Raw genomic sequence first — 19,681 nt, 5'->3', positions numbered from 1 at the left:
ATTTACTGAAAAGGGATACTTATGACATTAACATTATCTACAAAACAAAAACAGTATCTGAAAGGTTTGGCTCATCATCTTAACCCTGTAGTTATGCTCGGTGGAAACGGGCTTACAGAAGGTGTCATCGCTGAAATTGATAATGCACTGAATCACCACGAGCTAATCAAAGTAAAAATTTCTGGTGTTGACAGAGAAGATAAAGAACTAGTAGTCGCTGCAATAGAACGTGAAACCGGTGCTTATACGGTACAACGTATCGGACATATTTTAGTACTTTATCGCCCTAGTGACGAACCAACTATCATTTTTCCTAAAAAATAAAAAAAGAGTAGCTTAATCACTTAAGCTACTCAGACTGTAAACACTTCTATTTTTCTTTTATGCTGTTGGCATCTCATTCCAAGTTGCAAATTCATTCACCTCATAACGATAACTTTGATGGGGTTCTTTTACCTTTTTACCAATAGCAATTAACAATACATCTTCATACCGTTCAGGAATAGAAAATGTAGAACGAAGCTCTTTTGAGTCATAACCAATCATTGGACTCGTATTCCAGCCTTTTTCTTCAGCTGCTAACATAAAACTCATTGCAAAAAGTCCTATATCTAAACTCAGGAAATTCATTATCTTTTGCTGCTCCAATTCCTGATAAAAACCCAAAGTTATTCCAATCATTTGTTGCTTCAGACTTTCTGGTAAAAAACCTTTCTGAACCAAGGTTTCATTCATTTTTTCAACTAATAGTTGTTTGATTGCTTCACGCCAAAATCATCAACACTGCAGAAGCATTCAATACTTGCTTCTGATTAAATACAATAGGAAATAATTTCTCTTTTGCTGGCTGTTCAGTTAAAACAACAACACGCCACGGTTGAGTGTTAAACGCACTTGGTGCTTTACCCGCCAAAGCAAGCAGTTCTACCAACTCTTCTTGACTAATTTTCACATTAGGATCTAAACAACGGTTAGCGTGACGATTTAATAAAGATGATTCTACACTCATATATATTCCTTAAAATAATATAATCTCTATTCAGTTCTACATTTTTATAACTGTAAGATTAAGTTCTCATTTGAATTAATACTGATTCAGTAAAGAAGCCATTACAATATTTTGTAATGGCTTCAAGAGTATTGAAATATTGCTACAGCAATAATTTCTTATTTTAAATAGCTAGCTAACAATTCTGCTTTATCCGTACATTCCCAAGGGAATTGTTCACGTCCAAAGTGACCATATGCAGCAGTCTGGCGATAAATTGGCTGAATAAGATCTAACATTTTGATTAAACCATACGGACGTAAATCAAAATGTTCACGTACCGCATCAACCAATACTTCATTATCAACTTTTCCTGTTCCGAAGGTATCAATCATAATTGATGTCGGTTCAGCCACACCTATAGCATAAGATAATTGAATTTCGCAACGATCCGCCAATCCAGCAGCTACAATATTTTTAGCAACATAACGTGCTGCATATGCCGCTGAACGGTCAACTTTTGAAGGATCTTTGCCAGAAAATGCACCACCGCCGTGACGCGCTGCACCACCATAAGTATCGACAATAATTTTACGTCCGGTTAATCCACAATCTCCCATAGGCCCACCAATCACAAAGCGACCAGTTGGATTAATAAAGTATTTGGTATTTGCTGACAACCATTGCTCAGGTAATACTGGTTTAATAATTTCTTCCATAATACCTTCACGTAAATCCTTATCTGAAACAGACTCTGCGTGTTGGCTTGAAAGCACTACGGTATCAATTCCTTGAATTTTGCCATTTTCATAAATAAAGGTAATTTGACTTTTTGCATCAGGACGTAGCCAAGGCAACACACCACTTCGACGCACTTTGGACTGTTGCTCCATTAAACGGTGGGCATAAGTAATTGGAGCAGGCATTAGAACTTCTGTTTCATTAGTAGCATAACCAAACATTATCCCTTGGTCACCAGCACCTTGTTCTAACGGATTTTCCCTATCAACACCTTGATTAATATCAGATGACTGTTTACCGATCCCATTCAATACAGCACAAGAATGACCATCAAATCCCATTTCTGAAGAAGTGTAACCAATATCACAAATTACTTGACGTGCAAGATGCTCAATATCCACCCATGCTGATGTTGTAATTTCACCACCAATTAAAGCCATACCTGTTTTAACATAAGTTTCACAAGCTACTCGTGCTTTTGGATCTTGTTCTAAAATTGCATCTAAAACAGCATCTGAAATCTGATCTGCGATTTTATCTGGATGTCCTTCAGAAACAGATTCAGAAGTGAATAAATATTTTGACATGAAAATTCCTTATCAATAACTACCAATATTAAAAATAAAAAAGAAAAAAGAAAAAATAGATGTTTTTACTTCTAGACGGCTATAATACGCTTTAATTGTTATTTGACAAGTAATTTTTTATTTTTCTTAAAAATAAAGCTTGATAAGTTATTTAACATTTACTGCTATTGTTTATAGTGAGATTAAACAACCAAATCTGATATATTCAGATTTTCCATATGAACTGTGCTGATTAGACAAAAACATCTTACTTTAATACCATAGATGTCTATTGATATAGGTCTAACTTAAAAAGTTTATTTCCTCCGTTTGTCTCACCTTTCTCAAAGCAAGCACTTTAATGTAAAACAACATAAAAAAAACGCTAACCTCTCGGTTAGCGTTCCTTCCTTTAATTTATAACCTGGCAGTGACCTACTCTCACATGGGGAATCCCCACACTACCATCGGCATGACAACATTTCACTTCTGAGTTCGGCATGGGGTCAGGTGGTGCTATTGCATTCTCGCCGCCAGGATTATCCTGTCTATACACTGCTTTTTCCTACTTTCTGCTCTTGCTCTTGCTTTCCACAGTGTATCTGCTTATTCTCTATCTTCTCTTTCTTCTTGTTCTTTCTTTAACCTTTCCGGCTTCCTTTTAACTTAACACAAGCTGTCTACTTCCTTCTCTCTTCGCTCTCTTCCCTCGCTCCGCGCTCTTGCCTTTCCTCGCTTCCGCTTCTCCTCAGCCTCCGCTCTCCGCAAAAACCCTTCAGCGTTGTATAGTTAAGCCCCTCGGGCAATTAGTACTGGTTAGCTCAACGGCTCACACCGCTTACACACCCAGCCTATCTACGTCTTAGTCTTAAACAACCCTTACTGACTTTTGTCAGGGAGAACTCATCTCGGGGCAAGTTTCGTGCTTAGATGCTTTCAGCACTTATCTCTTCCGCATTTAGCTACCCAGCAATGCCTCTGGCGAAACAACTGGAACACCAGTGATGCGTTCACTCCGGTCCTCTCGTACTAGGAGCAACCCCCCTCAATTCTCCAACGCCCACGGCAGATAGGGACCGAACTGTCTCACGACGTTCTAAACCCAGCTCGCGTACCACTTTAAATGGCGAACAGCCATACCCTTGGGACCTACTTCAGCCCCAGGATGTGATGAGCCGACATCGAGGTGCCAAACACCGCCGTCGATATGAACTCTTGGGCGGTATCAGCCTGTTATCCCCGGAGTACCTTTTATCCGTTGAGCGATGGCCCTTCCATTCAGAACCACCGGATCACTATGACCTACTTTCGTACCTGCTCGACTTGTCCGTCTCGCAGTTAAGCTGGCTTCTACCATTGCACTAACCTGACGATGTCCGACCGTCATTAGCCAACCTTCGTGCTCCTCCGTTACGCTTTGGGAGGAGACCGCCCCAGTCAAACTACCCACCAGACACTGTCCGAACACTCGTCCCGAGCGCTTCGTTAGAACATCAAACGTTAAAGGGTGGTATTTCAACAACGACTCCACGATAACTGGCGTTACCGCTTCGCAGTCTCCCACCTATCCTACACATTAAAATTCAAGGTTCAGTGTCAAGCTATAGTAAAGGTTCACGGGGTCTTTCCGTCTAGCCGCGGGTACACCGCATCTTCACGGCGATTTCAATTTCACTGAGTCTCGGGTGGAGACAGCCTGGCCATCATTATGCCATTCGTGCAGGTCGGAACTTACCCGACAAGGAATTTCGCTACCTTAGGACCGTTATAGTTACGGCCGCCGTTTACTGGGGCTTCGATCAGGTGCTTCTCTTTCGATGACACCATCAATTAACCTTCCAGCACCGGGCAGGCATCACACCCTATACGTCCACTTTCGTGTTTGCAGAGTGCTGTGTTTTTATTAAACAGTTGCAGCCAGCTCGTCGCTTCGACTGGTTCATGCTCCATCCGCTTCGGACTTCACACTACGCCAGCGCACCTTCTCCCGAAGTTACGGTGCTATTTTGCCTAGTTCCTTCACCCGAGTTCTCTCAAGCGCCTTAGTATTCTCTACCTGACCACCTGTGTCGGTTTCCAGTACGGTTTAGATAAACCTTTCGCTTAGTGGCTTTTCCTGGAAGTTGGGTATCAGTTACTTCAGCACCTTGGTGCCTCGTCATCATCTCTCAGTGTTAATGGTGAGCCGGATTTGCCTAACTCACCCACCTACTAACTTAAACGTACTCTTCCATCCGTACGCTAACCTAACCTGCTCCGTCCCCACATCGCAGTTTATCCAAGTATGGGAATATTAACCCATTTCCCATCGACTACGCTTCTCAGCCTCGCCTTAGGGGCCGACTCACCCTGCCCCGATTAACGTTGGACAGGAAACCTTGGTCTTCCGGCGAGCGGGTCTTTCACCCGCTTTATCGTTACTTATGTCAGCATTCGCACTTGTGATACCTCCAGCAGCCCTCTCGAACCACCTTCTTCAGCTTACACAACGCTCCCCTACCCAACAAGATTTCTCTTGATGCCGCAGCTTCGGTGCTATATTTTAGCCCCGTTACATCTTCCGCGCAGACCGACTCGACTAGTGAGCTATTACGCTTTCTTTAAATGGTGGCTGCTTCTAAGCCAACATCCTAGCTGTCTAAGCCTTTCCACTTCGTTTCCCACTTAATATAGACTTTGGGACCTTAGCTGGCGGTCTGGGTTGTTTCCCTCTCCACGACGAACGTTAGCACCCGCCGTGTGTCTCCTATACATTACTCTTCGGTATTCGCAGTTTGCATCGGGTTGGTAATCCGGGATGGACCCCTAGCCGAAACAGTGCTCTACCCCCGAAGGTATTCATATAAGGCTCTACCTAAATAGATTTCGGGGAGAACCAGCTATCTCCCGGTTTGATTGGCCTTTCACCCCCAGCCACAGGTCATCCGCTACTTTTTCAACAGTAGTCGGTTCGGTCCTCCAGTTAGTGTTACCCAACCTTCTTCCTGCCCATGGCTAGATCACCGGGTTTCGGGTCTATATCTTGCAACTAACCGCCCAGTTAAGACTCGGTTTCCCTTCGGCTCCCCTATCCGGTTAACCTCGCTACAAAATATAAGTCGCTGACCCATTATACAAAAGGTACGCAGTCACCCTTTCAGGCTCCCACTGCTTGTACGTACACGGTTTCAGGTTCTTTTTCACTCCCCTCCCGGGGTTCTTTTCGCCTTTCCCTCACGGTACTGGTTCACTATCGGTCAATCAGGAGTATTTAGCCTTGGAGGATGGTCCCCCCTTCTTCAGACAGGATTCCTCGTGTCCCGCCCTACTTCTCGTCAGCTTAGTACCACATCTCTTTTTTCGGATACGGGGCTATCACCCTCTTTTGCTTGCCTTCCCAGACAATTCTCCTAAAACAGTTGCTATCACTCACTGGCTCCTCCGCTTTCGCTCGCCGCTACTCGCAGAATCTCGGTTGATTTCTTTTCCTCGGGGTACTTAGATGTTTCAGTTCTCCCGGTTCGCCTTGTTTACCTATTTTATTCAGTAAACAATGATAGGCTCTTCACCTATCGGGTTTCCCCATTCGGACATCGTGGGATTAACGTTTCTTATCAACTCCCCCACGCTTTTCGCAGATTAGCACGTCCTTCTTCGCCTCTGATTGCCTAGGCATCCACCGTGTACGCTTAGTCACTTAACTATACAACCTCAAGGATTTTTGCGCTTTCTTACGCTACCTCTCAGCTTTAGTTCGCTCTTTTGAGTTCTCTCAGTTTTCAGCTTGTGTCTCGTTTTTAAAGAACAATTTGACTTACGTCATTCGTTATTATTCTCTTATTTACCCTTAATCGTGGCTTTTGAAAATAATGACGAATTACGTCCTTTCGACTTTTCCGACTTGGTGGAGATAAGCGGGATCGAACCGCTGACCTCCTGCGTGCAAAGCAGGCGCTCTCCCAGCTGAGCTATATCCCCTCGTCGTACTTCCCTACGCCCATAAACCTTCGCTCATGGTGGGTCTGAGTGGACTTGAACCACCGACCTCACCCTTATCAGGGGTGCGCTCTAACCACCTGAGCTACAGACCCATCGTAGGTGTGTCTTCTTCCCTATCAAACAATCTGTGTGAACACGCATAGCTAACACTTCAAACCCTTTCTTTTAAGGAGGTGATCCAACCGCAGGTTCCCCTACGGTTACCTTGTTACGACTTCACCCCAGTCATGAATCATACCGTGGTAAACGCCCTCCAATAGGTTAAGCTATCTACTTCTGGTACAACCCACTCCCATGGTGTGACGGGCGGTGTGTACAAGGCCCGGGAACGTATTCACCGCAACATTCTGATTTGCGATTACTAGCGATTCCGACTTCATGGAGTCGAGTTGCAGACTCCAATCCGGACTACGATGCACTTTCTGAGTTTCGCTCCATATCGCTACTTCGCCTCCCTCTGTATGCACCATTGTAGCACGTGTGTAGCCCTACTCGTAAGGGCCATGATGACTTGACGTCATCCCCACCTTCCTCCAGCTTGTCACTGGCAGTCTCCTTTGAGTCCCCGGCTCTACCCGTTGGTAACAAAGAATAAGGGTTGCGCTCGTTGCGGGACTTAACCCAACATTTCACAACACGAGCTGACGACAGCCATGCAGCACCTGTCTCTAAGTTCTCGAAAGCACAGCTCTATCTCTAAAGCCTCCTTAGGATGTCAAGAGTAGGTAAGGTTCTTCGCGTTGCATCGAATTAAACCACATGCTCCACCGCTTGTGCGGGCCCCCGTCAATTCATTTGAGTTTTAACCTTGCGGCCGTACTCCCCAGGCGGTCGATTTATCACGTTTGCTTCGAGAGCCAAGTTTACACCCAACCCCCAAATCGACATCGTTTACAGCGTGGACTACCAGGGTATCTAATCCTGTTTGCTCCCCACGCTTTCGCACATGAGCGTCAGTATCTCCCCAAGGGGCTGCCTTCGCCTTCGGTATTCCTCCACATCTCTACGCATTTCACCGCTACACGTGGAATTCTACCCCTCCCTAGAGTACTCTAGAACGACAGTATGAAATGCTGTTCCCAGGTTAAGCCCGGGGCTTTCACATCTCACTTAACGTCCCGCCTGCGTGCCCTTTACGCCCAGTTATTCCGATTAACGCTCGCACCCTCCGTATTACCGCGGCTGCTGGCACGGAGTTAGCCGGTGCTTCTTCTGTGGCTAACGTCAAATCAATATGCTATTAACATATTAACCTTCCTCACCACCGAAAGAACTTTACAACCCGAAGGCCTTCTTCATTCACGCGGCATGGCTGCGTCAGGGTTCCCCCCATTGCGCAATATTCCCCACTGCTGCCTCCCGTAGGAGTCTGGGCCGTGTCTCAGTCCCAGTGTGGCTGGCCATCCTCTCAGACCAGCTAGAGATCGCAGGCTTGGTGGGCCTTTACCCCACCAACTACCTAATCTCACTTGGGTTCATCCTTTGGCAGGTGACCGTAACCACCCCTTTCATCTCTCGATACTATGCGGTATTAGCCATCGTTTCCAATGGTTATCCCCCTCCATAAGCCAGATCCCCAAGCCTTACTCACCCGTCCGCCACTCGTCATCTAAAATAGCAAGCTATTTTAATGTTACCGTTCGACTTGCATGTGTTAAGCCTGCCGCCAGCGTTCAATCTGAGCCATGATCAAACTCTTCAATTTAATCTTGCTCTCAAATCACTGACTTCATCGTTTTGAATTGATTCTTCAGCATTCAAGATAATTTCTTTTGGACTTAGCTTTTGCCTCGCCCTGAATCTTTTTCAGGTTCTCTTTTTGTTATCTACGAATGCCCACACAGATTGTCTGATAGTTTTTTAAAGAACAAAAAATGGTCGGCGAGATAGGATTTGAACCTACGACCCACTGGTCCCAAACCAGTTGCGCTACCAAACTGCGCTACTCGCCGATTTATATTAATGGGGTGGCTAATGAGACTCGAACTCACGACAACCGGAATCACAATCCGGGGCTCTACCAACTGAGCTATAGCCACCATAGATTTTAGATATTGCGTTTACCTAATCCAACCGAGCTGGCGCGCTCGACAGGATTCGAACCTGAGACCTTTGGCTCCGGAGGCCAACGCTCTATCCAACTGAGCTACGAGCGCTCATCGCGTCGTTGCGGGGCGTATATTAATGACTTTCAGATAGACTGTCTAGCTTTTTTTTTAATTTTTTTTTGTTTGATGATATTTTACTCTTTATTGATATTTTTTAGTCATTTCCTTAATAATAAATGCTCAGAACATTCTTATTTTTATCATTTTAATGAACTAAATCGAACATAACGGCACAAGCAGAAAAGAAAGTTTTCTATTTTTCTAGATGAATAAGGGAAATATTAGATAAGAAAAAGGTGATGTTTTCTGTTTTTCATACTCACATCACCTTAGCTCTTCTATTTTTTACTTACTAAACCTTTCGCTTTTCTCCATCTACGCTGTATTCTTCTGATAAAACGTGTAACTCGCCAAGCTCGAGTAATTGAATAGCCGTATAAAAATATTAATACAATAAATCCGAAAAACATTAGCCATTCATTAATATAGTAAATTTCCCCTAAAATACCAAATCCTGCACACACTGCCGCCATCAATGTAATAACGGCAAATGCTTGTCGAGAAGTTAAACCCGCTCTTACCATTAAATGGTGTACATGCAAACGATCAGGACGGAAAGGGCTTTTCTTTTTCTTTAATCTTCTGATGACCACACAGATCATATCAATCAGAGGAATTGCAATCAGCCAAAGTGCAGTAATTGGTTTAATTGGATGCCCATGTCCTTGTGTACTCAATAACAAAATCCAAATCATAGTAAAACCAATTAGAGTACTTCCCGAGTCTCCCATAAACACTTTATTTTTGATACCAAACACTGACATATTAAATAAAATATAAGGGATTAAGCATAAAATAAGTGCAAAACACCACGCTGCCAAATCCATCTGTCCATCCAATACCAATAAAATACCAATTGCTGCAAATGAAACACTGGATAAGCCACCAAGCAGACCATCTATGCCATCAATCATATTAAAGGCATTCACAATGGCAATAGTTGCAAACACGGTAATTACAACCCCAGCAGTTCCTAACGTGATCTGAAACGGGCCGATAATTTCTCCAAGGTTATTTAACGACAGATCTCCGATATAGATCATCGACAACGCCAAGATTGCCTGAACAATGGCGCGCAAAAAAGGACTTAAATCAAAACGATCATCAAGTACGCCAACAATTAATAATACAGTGACACAACTCAAATAGAGATAAGGCAAACGCATTTCGTTCCATTCGAGGAGATAGTAGCAAGTGTTACTGATGAATAAGGCTATTCCTCCGATAAGAGGAATTAATCCTTGATGACGTTTTCGATAATTCGGTTTATCCACTAACCCAATTTTCACTGCTAATGGACGCATAATAATTAATGCTAGAAATGAGCTTAAGAACGTTAACACAAAACTCAGCCACATATTTTAAAGACCCCTTAACATACGAGTTGTAATGCTGAATGATGGTTGAAAATGGTTGATGAGAATAGCATAAAGTCACTTTTTAATACATTTGTTTTTTTCATTATCTTTTGATTTCAAGTACAATATTGCTCACATTTAACTACAATGAGAAAAACAATGACATCTTCAGTAACTTTATTTGAAAAAGCACAACAATTTATTCCTGGTGGAGTCAATTCGCCTGTTCGTGCATTCAATGGTGTATCAGGTACACCTGTCTTTATCCAACGCGCTCAAGGCGCTTATCTTTATGATAGTGAAGGTAAACAGTATATTGATTATGTTGGTTCTTGGGGACCAATGGTTTTGGGGCATAATCATCCTTCAATCCTTAATGCAGTCATTGAAACAGCTAAAAACGGTTTAAGTTTCGGTGCGCCAACCGAATTAGAAATTGAATTGGCTGAATTAGTGTGCCGCTTAGTACCCTCACTCGAAATGGTTCGTATGGTAAACTCTGGTACTGAAGCAACAATGTCCGCTATTCGCCTAGCCAGAGGCTACACTAAACGGGATAAAATTATCAAATTTGAAGGATGCTATCACGGACACGCAGATTCTTTATTAGTTAAAGCTGGTTCTGGTGCGTTAACCCTAGGTCAACCAAGCTCGCCAGGTGTACCCTCTGATTTTGCAAAACATACTTTAACTTGCACATATAATGATCTTAGCTCCGTCGAGGAAATGTTTAAACAATATCCAAATGAAATCGCCTGTATTATTGTTGAGCCAGTAGCTGGAAATATGAATTGTGTTCCTCCGAAACCAGGTTTTTTGCAAGGATTACGCCAACTTTGTGATCAATACGGCGCATTATTAATTATTGATGAAGTAATGACTGGATTCCGAGTTTCGCTTGCCGGCGCACAATCTTACTACGATGTAAAACCGGATTTAACCACGCTCGGTAAGATTATCGGTGGCGGAATGCCGGTCGGTGCTTTCGGCGGTAAAAAAGAAATTATGCAATATATCGCTCCAACCGGTCCTGTTTATCAAGCTGGCACATTGTCTGGAAATCCAATCGCGATGGCAGCCGGTATTGCCTGTTTAACTGAATTAGCAAAAGCAGGCAATGAGGCATTACTTGCCGAGAAAACAAAAACATTAGCAGAGGGGTTAAAATCCCTTGCTCAAAAACATCAAATTCCTTTCGTGGTCAATTATGTTGGTGGAATGTTTGGGCTATTTTTTACTGATCAAGACAAAGTAGAATGTTATCAAGAAGTAATGAAATGTGATGTAGAACGATTCAAAAAATTCTTTCACTTAATGTTAGAACAGGGAATTTATTTGGCTCCTTCTGCCTTTGAAGCCGGATTTATGTCACTTGCTCATAGCACACAAGATATTCAAACAACACTAGCTGCTACAGATAAGGCGTTCTCAATCTTAAAAGATTAACATTCTTTTCTTAACGGTATAATGGTTAACCATTATACCGTTTCTTTACCTCTAAACAGTTATTTTATCTATTTTTGATTAATTTTTGGGCTTTTGGGGAACATTTCCTTTTAATGATTGTCTTAATGGCGCGAATAACAATTCGTATAAAGTTATTTTTTAAGGAGATATTTTTAAATGAAAATTAATAAGAAAAAATTCGTTTTAACCAGTATTGCATTAGGATTAAGCATCTTCTGTGCTTCATTGCCAACACAGGCTAATATTCCAACTTCTGTGTTAGAAAATACCTCAACACCAAGTTTAGCTCCGGTATTGGAGCAGGTTCTTCCGGCTGTTGTTACTATTTCGGTGGAAGGAACAGCTGGAAACGGCCCAAGTAATAATCTCTTACCTGAATTGCCACCAGAATTTCAATTTTTCTTTGGAGATCAATTCAAGAATCGCTCACCTCGTCAATTTAAAGGGCTTGGATCAGGTGTGATTATTAATGCCGATAAAGGCTATGTTTTGACTAACAATCACGTTGTTGATGATGCTGATAAAATTACTGTTACGCTCAGCGACGGTAGAGAATATAAAGCAAAATTACTTGGTAATGACTCTATGTCAGATGTAGCTTTAATTCAATTAGAAAATGCCAAAGATCTCACCCAAATAAAAATGGCTGATTCAGATAAAGCAAAAGTCGGCGACTTTGTAATTGCCGTTGGTAATCCTTTCGGCTTAGGTCAAACCGTCACTTCAGGCATTATTTCTGCTTTAGGGCGTGCAGCCGATGATGATACCAACAGCTATCAGAATTACATCCAAACCGATGCTGCGGTCAATCGTGGTAATTCCGGCGGACCGTTACTTAACTTAAAAGGTGAATTGGTCGGTATTAATACTGCTATTATCGCCCCAAGTGGTGGTAATGTTGGTATTGCATTTGCAATTCCAAGCAATATGGCAAACAGTTTGGCTCAACAGATTATCGAATTCGGTCAAGTCAAACGCGGTGTTTTAGGCATTAAAGGTGGTGAATTGAATGCAGATCTTGCCAAAGCATTCGATGTTAAAGCACAAAAAGGTGCTTTTATTAGTGAAGTGCTTCCGGATTCTGCTGCTGCAAAAGCTGGATTAAAAGCAGGTGATATTATCACTGGATTAAATGGACAAAATATCAATAGTTTCTCTGAATTACGTGCTAAAATTGCAACGACCGGCGCTGGCAAAGAGATGGAAATCACCTATCTACGTGACGGTAAATCCAATACTGTCAAAGTGAAATTGCAAGCGGATAATGAATCTTTAGCCAGTGGTAACAGCGTCATTTCTAATTTAGATGGTGCTGACTTAAAGAATTACCACGAGAAAGATCAAAAAGGTGTGGTAATTGCTGAAGTGAAACCTAATTCAAAAGCGGATCAATTAGGATTGAAGAAAGGAGATATTATTATTGGTATAAACCGTCATCAAATTAATAATATTGGAGAATTACGCAAAATTTTAGACGGCAAACCGGCTGCTATTGCACTCAATATTATTCGTGGCAACAATAATTTCTACCTCTTTATTCGCTAAATTCTCCTTAATCCAAGCTCACCGTTACGGTGAGCTTTTTTATTAAAGAGTTCCAATATTATGGTTTTAAATCAATCTGATAGATTGCAAAACCATTTTCATCCTGACCAACATTTTTCATCGGATATTGCACTTGTTTTTGAATAAACTCCGCTGCTTTTTCTGATGGAGATGTTTCAAATACAATTTCCGCTTTATTATTTGGAATAGATTTTAATCGCCAATTATTGTCTGCTGTTGATTTAACTTCTCCCTGTTCTTTGCTGACACGACGAATATAATCCGCCAAAATTGAACGGTTTTCATCAGGAGATGCGAACGCTGTTTGGCTGCCGTCAGTACCAGGGAATTTATTACCAAATGCACGATAATTATTGGTCGCTAACAAGAATTGCTGTTGCGGATCAATCGGTTTGCCGTTAAAAGTAAGATCAGTAATACGATGTGCTTGTGGATTAATCAATTTACAATCGCCATCATAACGAGCCGGTTGGGTTACATCAATTTGATAATTAACACCATCAATTACATCAAAATTATATGTACGGAAACCATCCCAATTTAATAATGGCTGTTTTTCTGCTTTATTCGGATCGATCTGATTAAACTGCCCCGCAGAACATTCCAACCATTCACGCACCTGCTCACCATTCACTTTTACGGCTACCAAAGTATTCGGATACAAATAAAGATCCACCGCATTACGGAAACTTAACTGTCCTGCTTCCACTTCAGTAAAGTTTGTCGGATCGTTTTTACGCCCACCCACTTTAAACGGTGCTGCAGCAGATAAAACCGGTAATTTCGCTAAATCAGGATCACCTTGCACAAAACGTTTGACATAGTCCTGTTGCGCCTGATTAACAATCTGAATTGTCGGATCATCCTGTACTAACGCGAGATAACTGTACATTTTACCATCCGCTTTACCAATCGGTTGGTTCACATAATCACGCGTATTTTTATGATCCTTCGCCAATGCTTTTACAATCGGTTGATACTCTTCAGCCAACGCTTTCTTATTTTTTCCATCATAAATCGGTCTTGCTTCCGCTTTTGCTTGTTGCACAACCCATTTACCACTATTGTTACTTAACGTTAAATCAATCACACCAACATGGCTGCCCCAACGCCCCGGCATTACTGCCGGAATGCCATTGATAGTTCCGGTAACAATATCCGCACCCGGAATACCAGCAAATTCTTTACTTGGGAAGACTGCGTGAGAATGACCAAAAGCAATCGCATCAATACCTTTCACTTGAGATAAATAATAAACAGAGTTTTCTGCTAACGCTTGATAAGGTTCACTAGAAACACCAGAATGTGCTACTGCAACAATAACATCTGCCCCTTTCTCTTTCATTTCTGGCACAAGAACTTTAGCCGTTTCGGTAATATCCTTGACAATAACTTTACCTTCAAGATTCTTTTTATCCCAAGTCATAATTTGCGGCGGTACAAATCCAATATAACCGATTTTAATTTTTTGTTGCTTACCGTCCGAATCAGTGAATTGATAATCCTTAATCACATACTGCTTAAAATATGGTTTGCCAGTTTTCGCATCAAATACATTTGCATTAACATAAGGATATTTAGCACCTGATAATGCTTTTTTCAAAAAATCCAAACCATAGTTAAACTCGTGGTTTCCAATGTTACCGACATCATATTTCAATAAATTCATTGCCTTAAAAACTGGATGAATATCACCTTTTTTTAAGCCTTTTGCCGCAGCATAATCCCCCATCGGACTACCTTGAATAAGATCGCCATTATCCACCAATACACTGTTCTTCACCTGTTGGCGAGCTTTCATTACTAAATCGGCAGCTCTAACCAATCCCAATGCACTGGAAGGCGCATCTTTATAATAATCATAGTCCATCATATTGGCGTGCAAATCTGTGGTTTCAATCACACGTAAATTTAATTCCGCAGCTGTTGCATAAGCACTCATCAATGCGCTGCCAAACATTGCCCAAAAAACGGGTTTCAATGAAAATTTCATCCTTTTCCTCTCTAAAAAACAAATTAAAAAGCGTGTTGATTTTATGCCAAAGGCAACGCAGAATAAACAAACTTCAATAATTAAAATGACTTACCACAAGGAAACTGTATGACAAAATATAAATTACTGGCAACAGATATGGATGGCACACTGCTCGATAAACAAAAGAAAATCAGTGAGCGTAACCAACAAGCTATTCAATCCGCAAAAAAAGCGGGCGTAAAAATTGTATTGGCTTCCGGTCGTCCTTTAGAAGGCTTACAACCTTATCTGCAACAACTTGGCTTATTAGATGAAGAAGATTATGTTCTCTGTTTCAATGGAGCTTTAGTGCAACGTAGCGATGGCAAAATTATTACCCGTCAGGAAATGAGCGGAAAAGATTGCAAAATGCTAACCAATTATGCACAAAAATTTGGTGTTTTCTGTCACACCTTTTCTGAATCACGTGGTCTTATCGCACCTCAAGAAAATCAATACAGCCGACATGATGCGGAAATTAATCATATCCCCTTACATATTATTGATTTTTCAAAAATTCCTGATGAAGAACCGGTCATTAAAACGATGTGGGTAGATACACCGGAAAAGTTAGACGCTGCATTAGCCAAACTTCCTGAAAATATTGCCGAACAATATACCATTGTTCGCAGTACGCCATTTTTCTTAGAGTTCCTACCTTTAGCTGCCAATAAAGGAAGTGGCATTGAAAAATTAGCGCAACATCTTGGATTTACTGCCGATGAAATTATTTGTATCGGTGATGCCGGCAATGATTTTCATATGATCGAATATGCAGGTTTAGGGGTGGCAATGGGTAACGCAACCGATGAGATAAAGGCAATTGCTGATTATATTACTGCCGACAACCTTAATTCCGGCGTTGCTGAAGTTATTGAAAAGTTCATTTTAAATCAAAAAGGTGAATAAAATGAAACCAATTTGTGCCGTATTAAGCGGAGCTGGTATCAGTGCTGAAAGTGGATTACCTACTTTCCGAGCTGAAGACGGTTTATGGGCAGGTCACAGAGTGGAAGAAGTTTGTACTCCTGAAGCGCTGGAACGAAACCCACAAAAAGTACTCGACTTTTACAACGAACGCCGTCGCAATGCTGCGGCAGCACAGCCCAATGCCGCACATCTCGCCCTGGTGGAATTAGAACAGAAATATGATGTCAGAATTATTACGCAAAACGTTGACGATCTGCACGAACGTGCTGGCAGCAAAAATGTGCTTCATTTACACGGTGAGTTAAATAAAGCACAAAGTAGTTTTGATCCAGACTATATTGTTCCGTGTTATAAAGATCAATTGATTACCGACAAAGATCCTAATGGACACTTAATGCGCCCATTCATTGTCTTTTTTGGCGAAAGTGTACCAATGTTAGAACCGGCGATAGATATTGTTGCCAATGCAGATATTCTGTTGGTGATCGGCACTTCATTACAAGTTTACCCTGCCAATGGGTTAGTACACGAAGCGAAACGAAGTGCAAAGATCTATCTTATCGACCCAAATCCAAACATCGGCTTTCTCCAACGTCCAGTAAATATCATTACCCAAAAAGCAACCGAAGGTGTCGTTCAGGTTGTAAGAGAATTGTTAATGACTAAATTATAATCCATTTTCTGTAAACAAATCCGCTGATTGTCTACAACACTGAATGAGTGAGTCCAATAATAAATCCGGCTGGACTTGCTCATTTTAATAATTGAGATAGTGAGGTGAAAATCAGTACTATTTCAAAAATAGATAGTTATGTTGCAATCAATCTACTGCTGTACAAATGCAAAATTCCAAAATCAATACAGCATTTCATTAAAAATAGAAGTACAAATCTAACTAGTAGCAGGATCAGTTAATGCAAACGCCACTGATACTATAAATGGAACTCAACTACACGCTACTGACATATGTATGGCAGAAAACAGCAATCATATTCAGAATATCCAATAATAAATTTGATAATGTAGATAAAGGTTCTCATCGTTATATCGCAGTTGCAAGAGCAATAGAAATATATCTTAGGAAAAAAGATATAATGGTTGGTGCTGCCTACGGCTTTGAATAGTAATTATTTCTTTAATTAGGGAAAGTTCGCAAAAAGCGGAACTCTTTAGAAATTCCGCTTTTTGTTATTTAACTGATGCGTTTATTTCTTCTGCGCTTGGACTGCTGCAACTGCCACCATATTGATAATACGGCGTACTGAAGACACCGGAGTAAGGATATGAGCAGATTTCTTCAATCCCATCAACATTGGGCCAACAGTGATTGCAGTAGTAGTAGCACGAAGCAGATTATAACTAATACGTGCTGATTCCATACTTGGCATAATTAACAAGTTGGCTGCACCTTTTAGAGGGCTGTCCGGCATAATATCTTTGCGAAGCTGCTCTGATAAAGCAATATCGCCGTGCATTTCACCATCAATAATAATATCCGGGCGGCGTTCTTGAACCAATTCAAGCACTTTACGCATTTTAATAGCATTCGGGCTACTAGATGAGCCGTAATTTGAATTAGATAATAACGCCACTTGTGGTTCAATACCGAAAGATTTCACTTCTTCCGCCGCCATAATAGTGATTTCTGCCAATTCTTCCGCAGTAGGATTTTCGTTTACAAAAGTATCTGCAATGAAAACGTTACCTGTCGGCAATACTAAACTGCTTACCGCTCCAAGGGTATGCACGCCATCCGCCACGCCAAGCACATCACGTAACGTATGAAGATGTTCACGATAAGAGCCAACTAGCCCACAAATCATCGCATCTGCTTCACCAAGTTGCAATAAGGTTGCTGCAATCGCAGTACGGTCAGAAATCAAACGTTGACGAGCCAAGGCAGGTGTAACGCCTTTGCGTTTCATAATGTCATAATAGGTTTGCCAACCTTGTGTATAGCGGTGATCCTGATCATTATTGACAATATCAAAGTCTCTACCGGCAACAATTTTCAAGCCTAAACGCTTAATTCTTTGCTCAATCACCGCCGGTCTACCAATTAGGATTGGATAAGCAATTTCTGAACTACTTATTTCTTGCACAGCGTGCAACACTCTAGGCTCTTCACCATCAGCTAAAATAACACGTTTTTTATTGTTTTTAGCCTGAGCAAATACCGGTTTCATAAACAGATTGGTTTTGTAAACAAATTGAGTAAGCTCATCAACATAAGCATCAAAATCAGTAATCGGTTTTTGTGCTACTCCACTATCCATTGCTGCTTTTGCAACAGCCGGAGCTATCTTAACAATCAAACGTGGATCGAATGGTTTTGGGATTAAGTATTCAGGCCCGAATGAGACTTCATTTTCTGCATAAGCAGAAGAAACAACATCACTCTGTTCCGCCAATGCTAAGTCTGCAATTGCTCGAACCGCCGCCAATTTCATCTCTTCATTGATGGTGGTGGCGTGTACATCTAATGCGCCACGGAAAATAAATGGAAAACAGAGAACATTATTCACTTGATTAGGAAAATCAGAACGACCGGTACAGATAATCGCATCTGCACGAGCTGCTTTAGCAACTGGTGGAAGAATTTCCGGAACAGGATTTGCTAAAGCTAAAATCAATGGATTAGGCGCCATAGTTTTCAACATTTCCGGAGTCAATACACCTGCTTTTGAACAGCCTAAGAAAATATCCGCATTTGGCAACGCATCCGCCAATGTGCGCGCACCGTTATCTTCAACTGCATAAGCCTGTTTGGTTTCATCCATATGGTCTCCACGACCTTTATAAACTACACCTTTTGAATCGCAAATTGTAATATTTTTTCTCTCAATGCCTAAAGCAACCATTAAATTTAAACAAGCAATTGCCGATGCTCCAGCACCGGAAGCCACTACTTTTACCTGTTTAATATCTTTATTCACTACACGTAGCCCATTAAGCACAGCAGCTGCACAAATAATAGCTGTACCGTGCTGATCATCGTGGAAGACCGGAATTTTCATTCTTTCGCGTAATTTCTTTTCAATATAGAAACATTCCGGTGCTTTAATATCTTCAAGATTAATACCTCCGAAAGTTGGTTCTAATGCTGCAATAATGTCAATTAATTTATCCGGATCGGTTTCATTAACCTCAATATCAAACACATCAATTCCAGCAAACTTTTTGAAGAGTACTCCTTTGCCCTCCATTACTGGTTTACCTGCCAACGCACCGATATTACCTAATCCTAATACTGCAGTTCCGTTGGAAATCACTGCAACTAGATTACCCCTTGCGGTATATTTATACGCATTTGCCGGATCTTTCTCAATTTCTAAACAAGGCTCAGCAACACCAGGCGAATAAGCTAATGCAAGATCTTGCTGCGTCGCTAATGATTTAGTTGGTGCCACTTCTATTTTTCCCGGAATTGGAAATTGGTGAAAGTCTAATGCCGCTTGGCGTAGTTTTTCGTCCATAATCTATCCTTATTAATATGTTATTTTTCGCAAGAGATTTACCACTTTACTTACTGCGAATGGCAATTTGAAGTTGAGAGGCAATCCACTGTGCTGTCATAATGACAGGCTTTAATAGAACATCAAAGTCTATCGCTATACCTTTATCTATTTTGTTGATTGTTGACCGCCTTTGGAGATTACAGCGGAGATTGGATTATTATTGGTTACCCTAAAAATAGAATTCACTCACTAAAAAATCCATTTGTTATTATAAATCTATTTCTTAAGAATGCTGTGAGCTATGCCACATTTTTAACAAACAGTGTTAAAATACCGCTTTCTTTGTATGTATAAAATGAGCGATTTTGCTTTTGAAATCCATTACAACCTAAATAAGATCACAAAGTCATATTTAAAACAAACTTTTCTAACTCATTTTATTCCTAT

Annotated in this window: 11 protein-coding genes, 5 tRNA genes and 3 rRNA genes; 5 read left to right on the top strand and 14 right to left on the bottom strand. The window is 41.3% G+C overall.

The annotated features are described in order from the left end of the window. Positions 1-21: 21 nt before the first annotated feature. Positions 22-324: a ribosome assembly RNA-binding protein YhbY gene (gene yhbY, locus ACXPAV_RS01295; protein WP_039137325.1), complete on the top strand. Its 303-nt coding sequence runs from the start codon at positions 22-24 to the stop codon at positions 322-324. 57 nt (positions 325-381) lie between these two features. On the opposite strand, the gene ACXPAV_RS01290 is transcribed toward yhbY, so the two are convergent. The 12 genes from ACXPAV_RS01290 to wecA form a co-directional block, all read right to left on the bottom strand. Then, a complete protein-coding gene (locus tag ACXPAV_RS01290) occupies positions 382-735 on the bottom strand; it encodes a nitroreductase family protein (protein ID WP_458003775.1) in 354 nt (117 codons plus the stop codon). Between the two features lie 28 nt (positions 736-763). After that, complete coding sequence (locus ACXPAV_RS01285) at positions 764-1,009, bottom strand: nitroreductase family protein (protein WP_458003774.1); 246 nt, start codon at positions 1,007-1,009, stop codon at positions 764-766. A 158-nt stretch (positions 1,010-1,167) separates the two neighbouring features. After that, positions 1,168-2,316 carry a methionine adenosyltransferase gene (metK, locus tag ACXPAV_RS01280; RefSeq protein WP_458003773.1) on the bottom strand — a complete coding sequence of 383 codons (1,149 nt, stop codon included), beginning with the start codon at positions 2,314-2,316 and terminating at the stop codon, positions 1,168-1,170. A gap of 401 nt (positions 2,317-2,717) precedes the next feature. Next, positions 2,718-2,833, bottom strand: a 5S ribosomal RNA gene (gene rrf, locus ACXPAV_RS01275). Positions 2,834-3,080: 247 nt separating this feature from the next. Continuing rightward, a 23S ribosomal RNA gene (locus tag ACXPAV_RS01270) occupies positions 3,081-5,977 on the bottom strand. Between the two features lie 199 nt (positions 5,978-6,176). Further along, positions 6,177-6,252 (bottom strand) — tRNA-Ala (locus ACXPAV_RS01265). A 36-nt stretch (positions 6,253-6,288) separates the two neighbouring features. Then, positions 6,289-6,365, bottom strand: a tRNA-Ile gene (locus ACXPAV_RS01260). Between the two features lie 74 nt (positions 6,366-6,439). After that, positions 6,440-7,978, bottom strand: a 16S ribosomal RNA gene (locus tag ACXPAV_RS01255). Together the 16S, 23S and 5S rRNA genes with 5 tRNA genes alongside form the textbook arrangement of a ribosomal RNA operon. Before the next feature lie 170 nt (positions 7,979-8,148). Beyond that, positions 8,149-8,225: transfer RNA gene (locus ACXPAV_RS01250), tRNA-Pro, on the bottom strand. A gap of 11 nt (positions 8,226-8,236) precedes the next feature. Next, positions 8,237-8,312, bottom strand: a tRNA-His gene (locus ACXPAV_RS01245). Positions 8,313-8,352: 40 nt separating this feature from the next. Then, positions 8,353-8,429, bottom strand: a tRNA-Arg gene (locus tag ACXPAV_RS01240). A gap of 290 nt (positions 8,430-8,719) precedes the next feature. Continuing rightward, a complete protein-coding gene (wecA, locus tag ACXPAV_RS01235; RefSeq protein ID WP_039135719.1) occupies positions 8,720-9,799 on the bottom strand; it encodes a UDP-N-acetylglucosamine--undecaprenyl-phosphate N-acetylglucosaminephosphotransferase in 1,080 nt (359 codons plus the stop codon). Positions 9,800-9,958: 159 nt separating this feature from the next. Here wecA and hemL point away from each other — a divergent pair, with 159 nt between their 5' ends. Further along, a complete protein-coding gene (gene hemL / locus ACXPAV_RS01230) occupies positions 9,959-11,245 on the top strand; it encodes a glutamate-1-semialdehyde 2,1-aminomutase (protein WP_458003772.1) in 1,287 nt (428 codons plus the stop codon). A gap of 183 nt (positions 11,246-11,428) precedes the next feature. Then, positions 11,429-12,811 (top strand): Do family serine endopeptidase, encoded by a 1,383-nt coding sequence (locus ACXPAV_RS01225; protein ID WP_458004375.1) that lies wholly within the window; start codon positions 11,429-11,431, stop codon positions 12,809-12,811. A 58-nt stretch (positions 12,812-12,869) separates the two neighbouring features. On the opposite strand, the gene cpdB is transcribed toward ACXPAV_RS01225, so the two are convergent. After that, positions 12,870-14,792: a 2',3'-cyclic-nucleotide 2'-phosphodiesterase gene (gene cpdB / locus ACXPAV_RS01220; RefSeq protein WP_458004374.1), complete on the bottom strand. Its 1,923-nt coding sequence runs from the start codon at positions 14,790-14,792 to the stop codon at positions 12,870-12,872. 141 nt (positions 14,793-14,933) lie between these two features. Here cpdB and ACXPAV_RS01215 point away from each other — a divergent pair, with 141 nt between their 5' ends. Together ACXPAV_RS01215 and ACXPAV_RS01210 are read left to right on the top strand one after the other, a co-directional pair. Further along, entirely contained in the window at positions 14,934-15,755 is an 822-nt protein-coding gene (locus ACXPAV_RS01215; protein WP_065230455.1) for a Cof-type HAD-IIB family hydrolase, read from the top strand. Position 15,756: 1 nt separating this feature from the next. Next, on the top strand, positions 15,757-16,449 hold the full coding sequence (locus tag ACXPAV_RS01210) for a Sir2 family NAD-dependent protein deacetylase (RefSeq protein ID WP_065230454.1): 693 nt from the start codon (positions 15,757-15,759) through the stop codon (positions 16,447-16,449). Positions 16,450-16,981: 532 nt separating this feature from the next. On the opposite strand, the gene ACXPAV_RS01205 is transcribed toward ACXPAV_RS01210, so the two are convergent. After that, a complete protein-coding gene (locus ACXPAV_RS01205; protein ID WP_458003771.1) occupies positions 16,982-19,252 on the bottom strand; it encodes an NADP-dependent malic enzyme in 2,271 nt (756 codons plus the stop codon). Positions 19,253-19,681 lie beyond the last annotated feature (429 nt).

It is taken from the genome of Gallibacterium sp. ZY190522, from assembly GCF_054166015.1.
The sequence above is the reverse complement of the archived record's forward strand: the minus strand, read 5'-3'. Positions and strand labels throughout refer to the sequence as shown.